At 68.4% G+C, this 16,737-nt stretch carries 15 protein-coding genes; 6 read left to right on the top strand and 9 right to left on the bottom strand.

The genetic code is table 11. From position 1 onward, the window contains the following. Positions 1 to 1,872 carry a potassium transporter Kup gene (locus VFK57_16860; protein HET7697388.1) on the top strand — a complete coding sequence of 624 codons (1,872 nt, stop codon included), beginning with the start codon at positions 1 to 3 and terminating at the stop codon, positions 1,870 to 1,872. 6 nt (positions 1,873 to 1,878) lie between these two features. On the opposite strand, the gene VFK57_16855 is transcribed toward VFK57_16860, so the two are convergent. The 7 genes from VFK57_16855 to VFK57_16825 form a co-directional block, all read right to left on the bottom strand. Beyond that, positions 1,879 to 2,772 (bottom strand): M28 family peptidase, encoded by an 894-nt coding sequence (locus VFK57_16855; protein HET7697387.1) that lies wholly within the window; start codon positions 2,770 to 2,772, stop codon positions 1,879 to 1,881. A 15-nt stretch (positions 2,773 to 2,787) separates the two neighbouring features. After that, positions 2,788 to 4,080 carry a citrate synthase gene (locus VFK57_16850; protein ID HET7697386.1) on the bottom strand — a complete coding sequence of 431 codons (1,293 nt, stop codon included), beginning with the start codon at positions 4,078 to 4,080 and terminating at the stop codon, positions 2,788 to 2,790. A gap of 350 nt (positions 4,081 to 4,430) precedes the next feature. Further along, positions 4,431 to 5,093 carry a phosphate signaling complex protein PhoU gene (gene phoU, locus VFK57_16845; GenBank protein ID HET7697385.1) on the bottom strand — a complete coding sequence of 221 codons (663 nt, stop codon included), beginning with the start codon at positions 5,091 to 5,093 and terminating at the stop codon, positions 4,431 to 4,433. Then, on the bottom strand, positions 5,090 to 5,914 hold the full coding sequence (pstB, locus tag VFK57_16840) for a phosphate ABC transporter ATP-binding protein PstB (GenBank protein ID HET7697384.1): 825 nt from the start codon (positions 5,912 to 5,914) through the stop codon (positions 5,090 to 5,092). The genes phoU and pstB overlap by 4 nt, the downstream gene beginning before the upstream one ends. A 101-nt stretch (positions 5,915 to 6,015) precedes the next feature. Continuing rightward, positions 6,016 to 6,774: a thymidylate kinase gene (locus tag VFK57_16835; protein ID HET7697383.1), complete on the bottom strand. Its 759-nt coding sequence runs from the start codon at positions 6,772 to 6,774 to the stop codon at positions 6,016 to 6,018. Further along, entirely contained in the window at positions 6,761 to 7,459 is a 699-nt protein-coding gene (gene tmk, locus VFK57_16830; GenBank protein HET7697382.1) for a dTMP kinase, read from the bottom strand. The genes VFK57_16835 and tmk overlap by 14 nt, the downstream gene beginning before the upstream one ends. Beyond that, a complete protein-coding gene (locus tag VFK57_16825; GenBank protein HET7697381.1) occupies positions 7,347 to 9,020 on the bottom strand; it encodes a Ppx/GppA phosphatase family protein in 1,674 nt (557 codons plus the stop codon). The genes tmk and VFK57_16825 overlap by 113 nt, the downstream gene beginning before the upstream one ends. A 95-nt stretch (positions 9,021 to 9,115) precedes the next feature. On the opposite strand from VFK57_16825, the gene VFK57_16820 reads away from it, so the two are divergent. The 3 genes from VFK57_16820 to VFK57_16810 are packed head-to-tail and all read left to right on the top strand — an operon-like array spanning position 9,116 to position 11,686. Next, the gene (locus VFK57_16820) at positions 9,116 to 10,060 is read left to right on the top strand and encodes a CHAD domain-containing protein (protein ID HET7697380.1); all 945 of its coding nucleotides are present in this window, start codon (positions 9,116 to 9,118) and stop codon (positions 10,058 to 10,060) included. Positions 10,061 to 10,078: 18 nt separating this feature from the next. Next, a complete protein-coding gene (sixA, locus tag VFK57_16815) occupies positions 10,079 to 10,582 on the top strand; it encodes a phosphohistidine phosphatase SixA (GenBank protein ID HET7697379.1) in 504 nt (167 codons plus the stop codon). An 18-nt stretch (positions 10,583 to 10,600) separates the two neighbouring features. Beyond that, a complete protein-coding gene (locus tag VFK57_16810) occupies positions 10,601 to 11,686 on the top strand; it encodes a hypothetical protein (protein ID HET7697378.1) in 1,086 nt (361 codons plus the stop codon). On the opposite strand, the gene VFK57_16805 is transcribed toward VFK57_16810, so the two are convergent. Further along, on the bottom strand, positions 11,676 to 12,203 hold the full coding sequence (locus tag VFK57_16805; protein ID HET7697377.1) for a hypothetical protein: 528 nt from the start codon (positions 12,201 to 12,203) through the stop codon (positions 11,676 to 11,678). The genes VFK57_16810 and VFK57_16805 overlap by 11 nt on opposite strands. Before the next feature lie 172 nt (positions 12,204 to 12,375). Then, a complete protein-coding gene (locus VFK57_16800) occupies positions 12,376 to 14,601 on the bottom strand; it encodes a carbohydrate binding family 9 domain-containing protein (protein ID HET7697376.1) in 2,226 nt (741 codons plus the stop codon). Between the two features lie 114 nt (positions 14,602 to 14,715). Between VFK57_16800 and VFK57_16795 the strand changes: the two genes are divergently transcribed. Next, positions 14,716 to 15,879: a sensor histidine kinase gene (locus tag VFK57_16795; protein HET7697375.1), complete on the top strand. Its 1,164-nt coding sequence runs from the start codon at positions 14,716 to 14,718 to the stop codon at positions 15,877 to 15,879. Then, entirely contained in the window at positions 15,876 to 16,541 is a 666-nt protein-coding gene (locus tag VFK57_16790) for a response regulator transcription factor (GenBank protein ID HET7697374.1), read from the top strand. Before VFK57_16795 ends, VFK57_16790 begins: the two co-directional genes overlap by 4 nt. Positions 16,542 to 16,737 lie beyond the last annotated feature (196 nt).

Here is a 16,737-nt window from a genome sequence, read left to right as displayed (position 1 = left end):
GTGTCGACCGGCGTCCGCCGTCCACTCCTGCCGTTGACGCTCGCTGCCGTGGGGGTCGTGTACGGCGACATCGGCACCAGCCCGCTGTACGCGATGCGGGAATGCTTCTTCGGTTCCCACTCGGTGCCGGCGACCGCGGCGAACGTCCTCGGCGTGCTGTCGCTCATCATCTACTCGCTCCTGATCGTCATCTCGATCAAGTACATCGCCATCGTGATGCGCGCCGACAACCAGGGCGAGGGGGGGATCCTGGCGCTGACGGCGCTGCTGCCGCAGCGGTCGCCGAACCAGCCGAAGTGGCCGCTGCTGGTGATGATGGGGATCTTCGGCGCCGCGCTGCTCTACGGCGACGGCATGATCACGCCGGCGATCACCGTGCTCGGCGCCGTCGAGGGACTGAAGATCGCGACGCCGCTGTTCGACCGGTTCGTGGTGCCCGTCACCGTCGCCATCCTCGTCGCCGTGTTTGCGATTCAGCGCCACGGCACCGCCAGGGTCGGCACGCTGTTCGGCCCGGTGATGGTCGTCTGGTTCGTCGTGATCGCGATTCTCGGCATCGTGTGGCTGGTGCGCGCGCCGATCGTGCTGACCGCCGTCGATCCGCGACACGCGGTGGGATTCTTCGAGGCGCACCGGCTGCACGGCTTCGCCGTGCTCGGCGCCGTGTTCCTGGTCGTCACCGGCGGAGAGGCGCTCTATGCGGACATGGGGCACTTCGGCAAGCGGCCGATCCGCCTGGCGTGGTTCGGCCTCGTGCTGCCGGCGCTGCTGCTGAACTATTTCGGCCAGGGCGCGCTGCTGATCCTCGACCCGGCCGCAGCGCATCAGCCGTTCTTCCTGCTGGCGCCGTCATGGGCGCTGTATCCGCTGGTCGGCCTGGCCACGGCCGCGGCGATCATCGCCTCCCAGGCGCTGATCTCGGGTGCCTTCTCGCTGACCCGCCAGGCCATCCAGCTCGGCTTCTCGCCGCGCCTCGACATCTCGCACACGTCGTCGGAGGAGATCGGACAGGTCTACGTGCCGCAGGTGAACTGGGCGTTGATGATCTGCACGATTCTGATCGTCATCGGCTTCGGATCGTCGACCGCGCTGGCGGCGGCGTACGGGATCGCGGTCACCCTGACGATGGTCATCACCGCGGTGCTCTTGTACGTCGTCGCGGTCGAGCGCTGGCGCTGGCCGGCTGCCGTCGCCGCGGCGGTCACCGGCGCGTTCCTCGTCATCGATCTGGCGTTCTTCGGCGCGAACGTGCTGAAGATCGCGCACGGCGGCTGGCTGCCGCTGGTGATCGGGTGGGGGATCTTCACGTTGATGACGACCTGGAAGACCGGCCGGCGCCTGGTCGCGGATCGGCTGATGGCCCGCGCGGTGCCGCTCGAGACGTTCATGACGCACATCGTCGAGCATCCGCCGGCGCGCGTGCCCGGCACCGCGGTGTTCATGACGGCGCAGCCGAAGGGCACGCCGGCGGCGCTGGCGCACAACCTGCGCTACAACAAAGTACTGCACGAGCACGTGGTGATCCTGATGGTGGTCACCAAGCCGGTGCCGCACGTGCCGGAAACGGACCGCTGCGCCGTGCGCGAGCTGGGCGCGGGCGTCTTCGAGCTGACGCTGACCTACGGGTTCATGGAAGATCCGGACGTGCCGGCCGCGCTGCTGCAGGCGTCCGATCGGGGGCTGGTGATCGACCAGTCGGACGTGACCTATTTCCTCGGCCGGGAAACGCTGATCGCGACCCGCGCGCCAGGCATGGCGCCCTGGCGCGAGCGCCTGTTCGTCCTGATCGCGCGCAACGCCGGCCGCGCCACGGCGTTCTTCCGCCTGCCGCCGGAGCGCGTCGTCGAGCTGGGCGTGCAGGTGGAGTTGTAGGCGGGCCTATTTCAACCGCTGTTCGATCCGCGGCAGCGCGGCGAGCAGGACGTCGCCCACGACCTGCAGGCTGCGGGGGGAGACGTTGTCCATCGAATCCGCCGCGGTGTGCCACTCCGCGTCGTCGAGATCGATGATGTCGACCGAATCGATTCCGGCGGCAAGGAACTCCAGGTGATCGTCCTCGATCGCGGTTTCTTCGGCGATGAACTCGGCGCGTCCGAGACCGGCGGCGGTCTCCCAGATGATGTCCTTCAGCCAGCCGGTCGAATGCTGCTCGCGACGGATGCCGAGATCCCTGTCGCCGATCATGTCGACGAGGATGAACGCGCGGACGTCCTTCACCGCATCGGCCTGCTTCAACTGCTCGACGTAGTAGCGCGAGCCGTAGGTGTGATCGGTGCGGCTCGGGTGGTGCCAGTCGACGACGGCCTCTTCGCCGTCGAGGAAGAGCAGCTCGATGGGCAGCGGGTTGGACCGGCCCTTCAAGGCGCGGGCGATCTCGAGCAGGAACGCGGCGCTCGACGCGCCGTCGCTGGCGCCCACGAACCGGAAGGTCTTCTCGAGCTTGGTGTCGTAGTGGCCGCCGATCACGATGCGGCCGCGATCGGCGGCGGCGCCGGGCAGCGTGGCGCGCAGGTTCACCATGCGCACCGCGCCGAGCGGAGTCCGCGCCTCGAACGGCTGGTCCTCGACGGTGAGACCGGCCGCTTTCAGTTCCTTGCGGATGTAGTCGCGCGCGCGGTCGAGCGCGGGTGAGCCGGCCGGCCGCGGCCCGATCTGGACCAGGCGGGTCAGATCGGCAAAGGCGCGCGTGCCATCGAACTTCGGCGCCGCCGGCGGCGGCGCCTGGGTCGCACACGCCAGAACGCCGATGAGGGCAGCCACGGCGATCTTCATGATCCCCTTCGCAGGTCAGCCCAGCTGGCGCCGGTCCCGGGGGGCATAGTCGCGCGTCGCCGCCCCGAGATAGATCTGCCGCGGCCGCGCGATCTTCTGGTCCGGATCGTTGAGCATCTCTTCCCACTGTGCGATCCAGCCGGCGGTCCGCGGAATCGCGAACAGGACGGGGAACATGTCGACGGGGAAGCCCATGGCCTGATAGATGAGGCCGGAGTAGAAGTCGACGTTCGGATAGAGCTTGCGCGAGACGAAGTACTCGTCCTCGAGCGCGATGCGCTCGAGTTCCAGCGCCATCTCGAGCAGCGGGTTCTTGCCGGTGACGTCGAACACCAGGTCCGCCATCCGCTTGATGATCTTGGCGCGCGGGTCGTAGGACTTATACACCCGGTGGCCGAAGCCCATCAGCCGCCCTTCGCCCCCCTTGACCCGCTTGATGAAGCCCGGGACGTTGTTGATCGATCCGATGTCGTGCAGCATCCGCAGCACCGCTTCGTTCGCGCCGCCGTGCAGCGGACCGTAGAGCGCCGCGGCGGCGCCGGCGAGCGCCGAGTACGGATCCGCGTGCGAGCTGCCGATCGCGCGCATCGTGCTGGTGCTGCAGTTCTGCTCGTGATCGGCGTGCAGGATGAACAGCACCTCGAGGGCGCGCTCGAGCACCGGATTGGGCTTGTACTTCAGCTCCGTCATCCGGAACAGCATGCTGAGAAAGTTGCCGGCGTAGGTCAGGTCGTTGTCCGGCAGATTGAACGGGCGGCCGATCGAGTGGCGGTAGGCGTAGGCGGCGATGCTCGGCACCTTGGCGATCAGCCGGATCGTCTGCAGGCGCCGCGACTCCTGCGAGAAGATGTCCTTGGCGTCGGGATAGAACGTCGACAGCGCCCCGACCGTGCTGATGAACATGCCCATCGGATGGGCATCGTGCCGGAACCCCTCCATCAGCTTCGAGAGATTGGTGTGGAGCATCGTGTGCAGGGTGACCTGCCGCGTCCATTCCTGGTACTGCTTCTCGGTCGGCAGCTCGCCGAACAGGATGAGCCACGCCACTTCGAGGAAGTCGCTCTGTTCCGCGAGCTGCTCGATGGGGTAGCCGCGGTAGAGGAGCACCCCCTTGTCGCCGTCGATGAACGTGATGCGGCTCTTGCAGGCCGCGGTGTTCATGAACGCCGGGTCGTACGTCATCAGGCCGAACTCGTCTTGGGTCACCTTGATCTGGCGCAGGTCGGTGGCCTTGATGGTGCCGTCCTGAATCGGCACCTGGTAGGTCTTGCCGGTGCGGTTGTCGGTAATCGTGAGAGTGTCAGCCATGTCGTCTCGCTCGCCGGCGCCGACGCTACCCGTCCCGCGGATCGGCGTCCGGCGGGCCCGGCGGGTCTGGCGGAGCGTCGCGCCGCTCGACAGGAACACGGTATTCCTCGCCGAGCCACCGTCCGAGGTCCGCCATCCTGCAGCGTTCGCTGCAGAACGGACGCCACGCCGGGTCGACCGGCTTGGTCCGGCAGTAGACGCACCGCGCGTCTTCGGAGGTGCCCAAACCCCCCAATTGTAGTTTGGAAATTTGGAAATTTGGAAATCTGGAAATCTGGCCGGCGCGGCCTGGCGGCCCCGCTTTAGAGGACGTCAGATTTCCACATTCCCAAATTCGCACATTTCCAAATTCACTGGGCGTGGTGTCGGACGTCCCGGGCGGAGACCATGAAAATGACGTCCTCGGCGATGTTGGTGGCATGGTCGCCGATGCGCTCGAGGTGGCGGGACACCAGGATCAGGTCGAGTGAGGGCTCGATGGTTCCCGGGTCCTGCAGCATGAAGGTCAGCAGCTCGCGGAAGACCTGCGTCTTCAGCGCATCCAGCGCGTCGTCGGCGTCGAGGACCTGCTGGGCGAGGGCGGTGTCGCGGCGGACGAAGGCGTCGAGCGCGTCCCGCAGCATGCCGTGCGCGATGTCGGCCATGCGGGGGATGTCGATCAGCTGCTTGACGGGCGGATGCGCGAGGTAGCGCACCGCCGCTTCGGCGATGTTCACCGCCAGGTCGCCGACGCGCTCGAGGTCGGTGTTGATCTTGACGGCAGAAAGGATGACGCGCAGATCCACCGCCATCGGCTGGTGCAGCGCGAGCAGCTTGACCGAGCGGCTGTCGATCTCGATGTGCAGCCTGTTGATCGGTGCGTCGCCGGTGAGGACCGCGTCGACCAGCCCCGGATCGCGTTCGACCAGCGCGCGGACGGCGGCGCGGACGCGCTCTTCGGCGAGGCCGCCCATCTCGAGCAGCCGCGCCTTGAGCTGATCCAGCTCCTCCTGGAAGTGGGGGACCTGGTTCATCCGAACCGCCCGGTGACGTAGTCCTCGGTGAGCTTCTCCGCCGGGTTGGTGAAGATGCGATCGGTCGGACCGGTCTCGATCAGGCGTCCCAGCCAGAAGAAGGCGGTGAGGTCGGAGACCCGCGCCGCCTGCTGCATGTTGTGCGTCACGATGACGATCGTGTACTGCGCCTTCAGCTGGTAGATCAGCTCCTCGATGCGCTGCGTGGCGATCGGGTCCAGCGCCGACGCCGGCTCGTCCATCAGCAGCACGTCCGGTCTGACCGCCAGCGCCCGGGCGATGCACAGGCGCTGCTGCTGTCCGCCCGACAGCGCCATCGCCGACTCGTGCAGCCGATCCTTCACCTCATCCCAGATTGCCGCCTGGCGCAGGCTCTCTTCGACGCGGTCGCGCAGCGCGGCGCGGCTGTCCGCCAGCCCGTTGATCCGGATGCCGTAGGCGATGTTGTCGAAGATCGATTTCGGGAAGGGATTCGACTTCTGGAACACCATGCCGACACGGCGCCGCAGCGACACGAGATCGGTCTGCCCCTTGTAGATGTCGCGCCCGTCGATCCGGATCTCTCCCTCGACCCGCGTGCCCGGGATGATGTCGTTCATCCGGTTCAGCGTCCGGAGGAACGTGCTCTTGCCGCACCCGGACGGACCGATGAACGCGGTGACGACGTGCTCCGGGATCTCGATCGAGATGTCTTCGAGCGCGCGCTTGGGTCCGTAATAGAAATTCAGACCGCGGACCGCGATCTTGCACGCGCGATCGGCCGCCGGCCGCGCCGCGGGCGGGGCGGGTCTCGACTGCAGCACCGAGGCCAGGGAAGCCATGGGCCGATGCTACCGGGCGGCGGTTTCGCGGCCGTTTCTGCGGTGTAACGTCTGTGTAACGAGGGTCGAGGGTCGAGGGTCGAGGGTCGAGGGTCGATCCTTTATTCGACTCGGGCCGGCAGCGGGGCGGGGGCCTCCGATTCGGCCAGGAACGCGGCGATCTGGCGGCGCAGCTCGTCCTGGATCACTTCGACCTTGCGCCGGGCGTCCAGAATGCGGAAGTTGAACTCGTCGGCCATCGACGCATATTCCTTCAGCAGCGCGCGCTGATAGGCGCGGAAGCTCTCGTAGATGTCGTCGCCGAGCTTCATGTCCATGCCCGATTCCCAGTAATCCATCCCGCGCGACTGCAGCACGCGGCGGATCAGGGTCTTCTCGTCGATGCGCAGGTAGAACACCAGGTGCGGCGCGATGCCGAAGCCGTACAAGTTGCGAATCCAGGCGCGGTCGACGCCGCGGACGCCGGCGCGCGCCAGTGCGGTGAAGATGTAGCGATCGGAGAGGACGATGAAGCCGGCCTTGAGCGCGGGGATGATCTCCTTCTCCATCCGGTCGGCGAAGTCGGTGGCGTAGAGCAGCACGAAGGTGAGCTTGTTGAGGGTGTTGCTCGACTTCGCGAGATCGATCGTCGGCGACATCAGCTCCGAGCGGGTCCACCCGGTCTCGATCACCCCGTAGCCCTGCACCTCGAGCCACTCGCGCAGCAGCGTGATCTGCGTCGAACGGCCGACGCCGTCCGTGCCCTCGACCGCAATCAGCTTGCCCGGGTAGTTGGAGATGTTCAGATACGGGATGCCGTAGCTGTAGTACTGCCCGGGCTTGCCGCCGCCGTTCGCGCCGGTGTCTTCAGGCAGATTCATCGATGAGCTCGTCATGGTGTTCGATCTCCAGGTGCTGCGAGACCAGCCGCCGGAACACGCGCTGCTGATCGGTGATACTGCCGGACGCGTTGACCACGCTGAGGCCGAATTCGTCGACGAGCCGATCGTACTCGTCGAGCACCTTCCCCTGGAAGATGCGGAAGCTCTCGAGCGGCTGCGAGCTCCAGCCCATGTCCATGCCCGCCTCGTAGAACTTCAGCTTCACCCGGCGCGCCATCAGGCGATCGAGCGAGACGTCGATCGGGACGCGGAAATAGACCGCCAGGTCGGGCTTCACGGCAAAGCTGTACAGCTCCCGCACCCACCGGCGATCGACGCCGCGGGCGGTGTCGCGCGCGAAGGCGGTGTAGGTGTAGCGATCGGCCAGCACGATCATCCCCGCCTTGAGCGGCGGAATGATGTTGTAGAGCAGGCGGTCGGCGAAGTCGGTGGCGTGCAGCAGGCTGAACGTCATCGGCGTGAGCGCGTTCTTCTTCTTGCCGGTCTTGGTCGCCGCCTTCACCAGCGCGGACGAGTTCCACTCGGTCTGGAAGACGGGATGCCCCGCGTTCTTAAGCCACTTTGCCAGCAGCGCGAGCTGCGTCGTTTTTCCGGAGCCGTCGATGCCCTCCACGACGAACAGCTTTCCCGGATACTCGTGCGGCGTGGTGAGGTTGTTCAGCATGTGATGCGCGTTCCTTCTTGACGCGGCGTCCCGAGACCTCGAACTGCAGCGGCCGGCGAAGCATCTTCTGCAGCGGCTGGCCGTGCCGGCTGGCCGCCCACAACTCCAGTTCGGCGTCCCCCGCGGCGCGCAGGCGGATGACGTAGGCGTCCCCCTTCGGCACGACGTCGAGAGCGGTGATCACCTGCGCATGGCTCCGGTCGAGCCCCTCGGCCAGACGGAGCATCGCCGCCAGCGTCCGCACGGTGCGGCGCAGGCTCCCCTTCAGTGTCCCGTACCCTTCGTGCCCCTTCTTGGGCGTCGCCTGCCGGTGGTAGCGGGCCAGCAGCGCGATGATCTCGATCTCCTGCGGATCGAAGCCCCGCAGCTCGCCGTTCTTGATCAGGTAATACGAGTGGCGGTGGTGACGTTCGTAACTGATGTGGACCCCGGCGTCGTGGAGCAGCGCGCCGTACTCGAGCCACTCGCGCTCGCGGTCGCCCAGCTTGTGGACGGCGCGGGTCTGGTCGAAGATCGACAGCGCCAGCTGCGACACGTGCCGCGCGTGCGCGGGGACGTAGCCGCAGCGCTCGCCGAGCTCGATCACGCTCCGCCGCCGGACGTCCGGGTAGCGTTCGATCTTGCGGATCGTCGCGGTGTTGCGGTTGATGTAATCGAGCACGAGCCCTTCGCGGAGCGCGAGGTCGCACAGCGTGATGTCGTCCGCGCCGAGCCGGCGGAGCACGCAGTCCAGCAGAATCGATCCGGCCACGGCGATGTCGGCGCGGCGTGGGTCGAGCCCGTCCATATGCAGCCGGGCTTCAAGATCCGCGCCGCTCAGCCGTTTTCTGAGCCTGCGGATCGCCTTGGCCGGCACCCGCCGGTTCCGCAGCGCATCGTCGCGGACGACGCCGCTTTCGCTGAGCGCCAGCGCCCCGAGGCTGAGAATCGTTCCCGAGGTGCCGATCACGCGGTCGAAGCGCTTCTCGGCAATGGTGTCGAGGTAGTCGCCGAGCTCGCGGTTGATGTGCTTGACCATGCGCCGCTCGTCCCGATCCGCCAGCGGGTCGGTGCGGACGAACCGCTCCGTCAGCCGGATGACCCCGAGCTTGAAGCTGCGCGCATGCGAGAGGTGCGATCCGGTGCCGAGCGTGACCTCGATGCTGCCGCCGCCGATGTCGATGACCACCGCGGGGCTGCCGCCGAGCTGGACGCCATAGACCGCCGCCATGTGGATGAGGCGGGCCTCTTCGCTGCCGGAAATGACCCGGACCTGGATGCCGGTTTTTTGCGCAACCTCGGCAATGAAATCCCCACCGTTGTCGGCCTCGCGGATGGCGGAGGTGGCGGCTGCCACGATTTCGTCCACCTTGTGCGAATCGGCCAGCCGGCGAAACTTGGTCAGGGTCTGGAGCGCGGCGGTGGCGGCGGTGGGGGTCAGGCTGCGGCCGTCCAGGCCGCCGGCCCCCAGGCGAACCATTTCCTTTTCTCTATCAACAACTTCGAAGGAGAGGTCGGCCCGGACTTGCACCACGATCATATGGATCGAGTTGGTGCCGATGTCGATCGCGGCAATACGCATCTGCTGGGGCGGGAGGAACGGCAGGGCTGGCGAAAGATTTGCGTTACATCACCGTTATATACTGCGCGTTCGGTCGAACCGGGCCGAATCCTACCATGAACCGTCCGTCCGCCCCCGCCCTCGTCCGTCTGTTGCTGCGCCGCACGCGAGCGCTCAAACGGCAGCTCGCCGCCGCCGTTGCCGGGAAAGATACCGGCGTTCACCAGGCCCGCGTCGCCTCGCGCCGCCTGCGCGAGGCGCTGCCCGTGTTGACCGAGGGGCTGCACCACACGAAGGCGGGGAAGGCGAACCGCAAGGTGCGGCGGCTCACCCAGGCGCTGGGCACCGTCCGCGAGCTCGACGTCACGCTGCACATGATTGATGAGCTCGCCGAGCGCCCGGCGATCCCGCGCAGCGCGCTCGCGGAGGTGCGGGCCCTGGTCATCGAGGAGCGCGAGCAGCGGCGGCGCCTGATGCTGGAACGGCTCGACACGGTCGACGCGGCGAAGCTCGCGCGGCGGCTCGAAGCGGTGCGGCAATCGCTGTTGAAGCCGTCGCCGACGCACGCCTGGCGGGCGGCGCTGGCGGCACGGGTGGCGCGGCGCGGCCGGCGGCTCGAACGGGCGATCGCCGCCGCGGGGCAAATCTACGAGCCCGAGGGTCTGCACCAGGTGCGCATCGCCTCGAAGAAGCTGCGCTACGCGCTCGAGATCGCCGACGAGAGCGGCGCCGCTCCGTGCGCCGAGGCGCTTCGCACGATCAAACGGGTGCAGGATACGCTGGGGCGGCTGCACGACCTGCAGGTCCTGCAGCATCATGTGGCTGCGGTCGGTGCGGCCCCGCGAAAAGGACGCAGCACGCCCGACGCCGGCCTGGCGGTGCTGTCGCGCCTGATCGAGGACGAGTGCCGGCACCTGCACGGCCGCTACGTGGCATCGCTGCCGGATCTCGCGACGGCGGCCGCGGCGGCGCGGCGCGACATCCCGGTGCGCCTCACGGCGCGGAAGCGATCGGCGAAGATGACGCTGGCGGCCCGGCGCCGCCGCGCGGCAGACGGCTAGACAGGGCGAAGGTAACGCATGGCGATGCTCGAGTTGTACCTGATCCGGCATGGAGTGGCGGAGGAGCGCGGCAAGGAATGGCCGGATGATTCGAAGCGGCCGCTCACGCCCGACGGCATCGCGCGGCTGCACAAGGCGGCGCGCGGCCTGAACGCGATGGAGATCGGCTTCGATCAGATCGTGACCAGCCCGCTGGTCCGCACGCGCCAGACCGCGGAAGTGTTCTCGGAGGATCTCAACACCCGGCCGCCGATCGTCACGTCGGACGCGCTCGCGCCGGCCGGATCCCCGGCGCTGGTGATCCAGGAGATCACCCGGCACGTCCGCAAGGCGCGGGTGGCGCTCGTCGGCCACGAGCCGAATCTCGGCGAGCTGGCGGCGCAGCTGATCGGCGCGCGCAATCCCCTCGAGTTCAAGAAGGGGGGCGTCTGCCGCATCGACTTCGACATGCTGCCGCCGAAAGGGGGCGGCATGCTGCGCTGGTTCCTGACGCCCAAGATGCTGCGCAAGCTCGGCGAATGATGCCGATGCGGTGACCGCGTGCAGATCACCGGTTCCGTCACCGCCTTCTATCTCTACGACGTCGCCGAACAGATCGATCTGGCGGCGCTGCGCGCGACGCTCCGGACCGGCGCCTCCGCCAGGCTGCAGCCCGCCGCCATCACGCCGTCCTACCTGCAGTACCAGGTGCCGCCGCTCGTCGTCGAAGGGGACCACGTCGGCCTGGCCGCGGTCGAAGGCTTCACCGCCAGGCTCAAGTTCTTCGACTACGGCGTGGTCTCGCTGGCGCTCACCCGCCCGTTTCACGGGTCGTGGGCGGACCTGATCGCGGCGAGCCAGACCTACATCGAGAACGACGCGCTCGAGTCGCGCGCCGAAGCGGCGGTGCTCGGGCTGGTCGAGCGCTGCGCGGCGGCGATGACGAAGCGGCGCGGCCCGTTCGTTTCCGAGGACTACCTCGCCATTGCGGTCACCGCCGTCGACCCGCCGTCGACGGCCGACGAGCTGCTCGCGCACCACGGCGAGGCGATCGCGCGCATCGTCCGCGGCGAGCGGCAGCCGCTCAGCGCGCAGGAGCAGGCGTCGGTGCTGGCGCATCGCCTGTCGTATCTGCGGAGCGACCTGATCGTGCCGACCTGGAACTGCGCGTTCATCTACGACGCCGAGCCCGGCGCCGCCGCCGCGCTGGAGCTGTTCGAGTTCGCGAACTCGCAGCTCCTCGAGTTCCGCTACTACGAGGCGCTGCTCGACAGCGAGCTGGGGCGGATCTACGGCCTGCTGCAGCGCTCGCGCTGGTGGACCAGCCTGTTCGGCCGCGGCTACGTGCGCGCCGCCGGCCAGGTGCATGCGCTGTTCATCGACGTCAACGAGCTGACCGATCGCACCGAGAACGCGCTGAAGATCGTCGGCGACATCTACGCCGCGCGGGTGTTCGATCTCGCGGCCTCCCGCCTCGGGCTGGCGCGCTGGAAGCAGAGCGTGGAGGACAAGCTCGATACGCTGGACGACGTCTATCGCTTCGCGGTGGAGCAGGTGTCGATCGCGCGCGGCCACTTCCTCGAGCTGGTCATCGTCCTGATCCTGCTGTTCGAGCTGGTGCTGTTCTTCCTCGGCATCATGAAATGACGCCGAGCTCGCGGCGGATCACCCGGCCGGTCTGCTGCGCCGCGTTGGTGTCGTAGACCTGCGGACCGCTGCGCACCCCGATGCGCGCGTACAGCCGCTCGAGCCCGTCGCTGTCGATCACCTCCATCGCGTCGGCGATTTCGACGGCGTGCTGCAGCTCGTGGCCGAGCACGGCGATCGAATCCTCGGGCGCGCCGCGGGGGGCGATCTGGATGCGCACGTAGCGATAGCCGTTGACGCGCGGCAGCATCATCATCCGCCCCTCGAGCGCCCCGGGCAGCCGCGGCACCCCTTCGACGTAGACGATGACGTCGCTGCGCTGCAGCCGCATGATCAGCGCGGCGAACGTCGGCGAGTTGCGGAAGCCGCGGCGCAGCAGGCTGCGCACGCCGGTATCGCTCGCACGGATGTGGCGCGTCGGTGCGTCGAGCACGTGCGCCTCGGTCAGCGGTTCGAACGGTAGCGACGGCCGCGAGAAGAGCAGGCCGGCCAGAAGCAATGGCGCGATCGGCAGCATGGGACCTCCCGTCCGGGCTGTCCTCTCACGCATCCTCGGGACGTTAGACGGGCGATCGCGCTAAAGGTTTGAGTCTGTGCGGATTTGCGACGTGCGGACACTTTTCGTGACGAGCGCCGTGACCGGCCGCGTGCCCACAGCGTGCTTGACCGGGCCGACGGCACGACGGCGCTCAGAAGGCGAACGTGTGCGAGTACTTGACGATCACGGCGCGGGAGACCGACAGCGGCGCGGCGGGACGCGCGACGGTCTCGAACGCGCGATCGGTGTCGAGCCCCTCGTTGTAGACGACCCACAGGTCCGTCCCCTCCGCCACGTTGTAGCGGAAGCGCACGTTGACATCGAGGCGGTTGGTCGTCGAGTTGTACTGGACGAAGGCGTTGCCCGACGCCTGCGCGTCGAGCGCCGTGCGGATGCGCAGGCGCGCCAGATGGATGTTCGCGGCTTCGCCGCGGCTGCCGAAGCGCAGCAGGCTCATCTGGTAGTCGCCGCCCACTTCGAGATGCCGCGATGCGTTCCAGGTCGGCGAGAGAATCAACTGGGTCCGCCGGCCGTCGAAATACGACCCGGTGCGGAAGTCGGCGCTGGTCCGCATGCGGGCGCCGCTCGGCATCAGGTAGACCAGTTGGAGATCCGCGAAGTCGTACGACCCGGCGGGAACGTGCACCTTGTTGCCGATCACGAAGGGCGCGAGCACGTTCTCGCGGAACCACTTCGGCTCGATCCAGCCGCCGCCGCCCGCCTTCGTGTCCCACTGGACCCAGAACGCGTAGGTGCCGGACTCCAGCACGCGATCGCGGTTCCGGAACGTCGAGAAGGCCAGCGCGCCGGGATACACGCGTTTGAAGTAGCGGTGCTTGTCGGTGTAGATGAAGTAGTTGCCGACCAGGTTGGCGGTCGTGAAGTCGCGCCGGGGCAGGAAGCCCAGTTCCGGCCGGTACCCTTCGCCGGCGCGGGAGACCTGCCAGGTGTACGACAGTCCACGTTGGCTGCGGCGCTCCCAGGTGGTGTCGAAGAGACTGCGGTCGGCCAGGCCGAGGCCGCCGCGCTCGCCGCTGCCGGCGGTGGCGGCCCACTTCACACCCACGTACTCGTCGCGATACACCCGCAGCGACGTGTCGGCGCCGAGCGCGACGTTCGATCGCCCGTCCGCGGAGACGTAGGAGGTGGCGAGGAATCCCGCCGTCGAATTCTCGTTGAGGATCGAACGGCGCATGCGCAGGACGCCGAAGTTCTCCGCCGCCGTGGTGCCGTGGCGGTCGGTCTGCATCTCCAGCGCTCCCACGTCCCACGCGCCGACGCGTCCGACGGCGCGGGCGCCGCCGAGAATGCGCACCGGCTGGAAGTCCGGCGTCAGGCCGATGCGCCGGGAGTGGAACAGCCGAAGGCCGTTCGCGCTGTTGAAGTCGAACAGGCTGCTGCCCTCCTGGAAGAACCGCCGCCGCTCGGGAAAGAACAGCGGGAAGCGATCGAGCGCGACCTGCTGCCCGTCGGCTTCCACCTGTGCGAAGTCGGTGTTCACGGTGAAGTCGAGCGTCAGCTTTCCGGTGGCGGGATAGCGGACGTCGAGGCCCGCTTCGCGCGACGCGTCGCGCTGGCGGCGGAACGGCGCCGCCGGTCCGCTGACCGCCGGGACGGCCGGCAGCGCCGCAACCGATCCGCCGCCAAGCAGGTACGGCGTGACGTACAGCGGCGTCCGGCTGTGCACGCCGCGCAGCACCACATCGCGCGCCACCGACGGGCGCCGGAAGGGGAACTTCGGATCGATGGCGGGAAACGTGACCCGCTCGTCGAGCCGCGACACCAGCCGCGTCACCGTCAGTCCCATCACGACGCGGCCGTCCGGGCCGGCCTGGAAGCCGAGGCTCGAGAACGGAATCCGCACCTCGGCGAACCAGCCTTCTCCCGTGATCGAGGTCCGCGACGTCCAGAACGTGTCCCAGCTCTCGTTGCTCGTGTTGCCGTCGTCGGAGACCAGCAGATCGAAGCGCATTCCGCTGGGCGTCGTTCCGAACCATTTCGCGTTCTGGTTGTCGTTGAACGCGTCGATGTAGATCGCCAGCGCGTCGTCGCCGTTCCAGCGATCGCGATAGAGCGAGTTGACGCGGATGCCGGCGGGATCGGTGTCGTAGAACCAGCCGGCGACGTAGAAGTACTCGTCGTCGTAGGCGGCGCGGATCTCGGTGCGCTGCGTCGGCTGGCCGCGGAACACCGGCGTGTACATGGTGAGCGGCAGCACCGGGATCCGCTGCCAGACCTCTTCGTCGGGACGGCCGTCGACGGAGATCGGCGCGGGAAGGCGGGGCAGCTCGAGCGGCGCCTCCTGCGCGGCGAGCGGCGCGGCGGCGGCCGTGACCGCGATGGCGAGTGCGAGCCGCCGCGCCGCACGTGATGTCATGGTGCGGATGCTACGGAAGCGGTTCGCGCCGCGCATGTGCCGCAGGTCACGTTGTGGTCACCGTGGCTTCGTGCGTCTTGCCGATCGCGCCGCCGGTTGCAATACTGGCCACACGTGCCCGACGCTCATCACGCCGTTCGTCAAACCGTTCATCCCTCGCCGCAGGCGGGAGCGATCGCGGGCTACCGCACGTTCGTCGCCATCGTCGCGGTGAACTACTTCGCGCTGATCGCGCTCACGCCGCGGACGTGGGGCGCGCGCCCGTCGTTCTGGCCGCTCGCGGCGCTCAGCGTCCTGTATCTCGCGCTCGGCATCTGGGGCTTCGAGTTCGCGCAGCGCGTCCGACGGCTGCCCGTGTCGCTCGCCTATCTCCTCATCGAGTTCGGCATCGGGATGCGGCTCACCGGCATGGCGCCCGGCGGTCTGCTGCCGCTGATCCTGCTGCCGCTCGCGGCCCAGGCGGTGGCGCTGCTGCCGCGCGCGTGGGCGGCGCTGATGTGCATGCTGGTGATCGCCGGCGTCAGCGGCAACCTGTCGTGGGTCCCGACCTGGCCGATCTGGTTTCGCAATCTCGCGTCCGCCACCGCCGCCGTGGTGTTCGTCGTCGTCTACGTCGGGGTGGCGGCGCGCGAGCGCGAAGCGCGGCAGCGCGTCGAGAAGCTGTCCGGGGAAGTCGCGCAGCTGGCCGCGGCGAACGAGCGCAACCGCCTGGCGCGCGAGATCCACGACACCCTCGGGCACTACCTCACGGTGATTCACGTGCAGCTCGAGGCGGCGCGCGCGCTGGTCCGGTCCGATCCGGAGCGCGGGCTGCTCGCCATCAATCGGGCGCAGACCCTCGCCAAGGACGGCCTCACCGCCGTGCGGCAGTCGGTGAAGGCGCTCCGCGAGGACGCGCGGGTCGAGGGCATCGCCGAGCAGCTCGCCTCGCTGGTCGACGCCTCGCGCGACGAGACGTTTCGCGCCACCTTCACCTGCACGGGACAGCCGCGTCCGGTCAGCGCCGCCGTGGCCCTCGCGTTGCACCGCACCGCGCTCGAGGCGCTGACCAATGTCCGCCGCCACGCCGCGGCGGCGCGCGTCGCGTTCACGCTCGCGTATCGCGACGACGGCCGCGTCGAGCTGCTGGTCGAAGACGACGGCCGCGGGGCGGCAGGCACGGACGGCGGATTCGGCCTCGTCGGCATCCGCGAGCGCGCCGAGCAGCTCGGCGGATCCGTGGCCTATCGCACCGCGCCGGGTGCCGGGTTCGCCATCCGGATGGAGCTGCCGGGATGAGCGGCGGCGCGCCGCGCATCCGCGTGCTGATCGCCGACGATCAGGCGCTGTTCCGCGAAGGGCTGCGCACGCTGCTCTCGACGCGCCCGGAAGTCGAGGTCGTCGGCGAAGCGGCGAACGGCCTCGAGGCGCTGGCCATGGCGGCGCACCTGCAGCCGGCGGTGGTGCTGATGGATCTGCAGATGCCGCAGATGGACGGCATCCAGGCGACCGCGCGGATGCGCGACCGCCACCCCGGGATTCCGGTCCTCGTGCTCACGACGTTCGACGACGACGCGAACCTGTTCGGCGCGCTGCGCGCCGGCGCCGCGGGATATCTGCTGAAGGACGTCTCGTCGGAGACGCTGGTCGCGGCGCTGCAGGCGGCGACCCGCGGCGAATCGTTCCTGCAGAGCACCGTCACCGGACGCGTCGTCGCCGCGTTCGCGCGGCTGATGGAGGAGGGGCACGGGCGCGCCGAGGCGCTCGTGCTGCCGCTGTCCCCGCGCGAGCGCGAGATCCTGGCGCTGCTCGGGACCGGCGCATCGAACAAGGAGATCGCCGACCGGCTGAATCTCGCCGAGGGCACCGTCAAGAATCACGTCACGAACATTCTGGGCAAGCTGGACGTTCGCGATCGCACCCAGGCGGCACTCAGGGCGAGGCGGTTGGGGCTCATGTAATTGGCGATTGGCGATTGGCGATTGGCGATCGACAACTGGCGATTGGCGATTGGCGATCGACGGATTGGCGATTGGCAATCGCCAATCGGCAATCGCCAATGGGACGCGGGTCAGAGCACGAAGCCGCGTCCCAGACCCCGCTCTGACGCCCGTTCGAAAGCCAGGTGCGCGGCGGCGACATCCTCGACCGCCATCC

It is taken from the genome of Vicinamibacterales bacterium (assembly GCA_035699745.1).
Taxonomy (GTDB): domain Bacteria; phylum Acidobacteriota; class Vicinamibacteria; order Vicinamibacterales; family 2-12-FULL-66-21; genus JAICSD01.
Note: the sequence above shows the minus strand (reverse complement) of the source record. Positions and strands in the feature narration are given on the sequence as shown.

Bases quoted from the DNA above. Each gene is read 5' to 3' on its own strand.
- VFK57_16855 (HET7697387.1), bottom strand. From the start codon at position 2,772: ATGAAGATCGCCGTGGCTGCCCTCATCGGCGTTCTGGCGTGTGCGACC.
- VFK57_16850 (HET7697386.1), bottom strand. From the start codon at position 4,080: ATGGCTGACACTCTCACGATTACCGACAACCGCACCGGCAAGACCTAC.
- phoU (HET7697385.1), bottom strand. From the start codon at position 5,093: ATGAACCAGGTCCCCCACTTCCAGGAGGAGCTGGATCAGCTCAAGGCG.
- pstB (HET7697384.1), bottom strand. From the start codon at position 5,914: ATGGCTTCCCTGGCCTCGGTGCTGCAGTCGAGACCCGCCCCGCCCGCG.
- VFK57_16835 (HET7697383.1), bottom strand. From the start codon at position 6,774: ATGAATCTGCCTGAAGACACCGGCGCGAACGGCGGCGGCAAGCCCGGG.
- tmk (HET7697382.1), bottom strand. From the start codon at position 7,459: ATGCTGAACAACCTCACCACGCCGCACGAGTATCCGGGAAAGCTGTTC.
- VFK57_16825 (HET7697381.1), bottom strand. From the start codon at position 9,020: ATGCGTATTGCCGCGATCGACATCGGCACCAACTCGATCCATATGATC.
- VFK57_16820 (HET7697380.1), top strand. From the start codon at position 9,116: ATGAACCGTCCGTCCGCCCCCGCCCTCGTCCGTCTGTTGCTGCGCCGC.
- sixA (HET7697379.1), top strand. From the start codon at position 10,079: ATGGCGATGCTCGAGTTGTACCTGATCCGGCATGGAGTGGCGGAGGAG.
- VFK57_16805 (HET7697377.1), bottom strand. From the start codon at position 12,203: ATGCTGCCGATCGCGCCATTGCTTCTGGCCGGCCTGCTCTTCTCGCGG.
- VFK57_16800 (HET7697376.1), bottom strand. From the start codon at position 14,601: ATGACATCACGTGCGGCGCGGCGGCTCGCACTCGCCATCGCGGTCACG.
- VFK57_16790 (HET7697374.1), top strand. From the start codon at position 15,876: ATGAGCGGCGGCGCGCCGCGCATCCGCGTGCTGATCGCCGACGATCAG.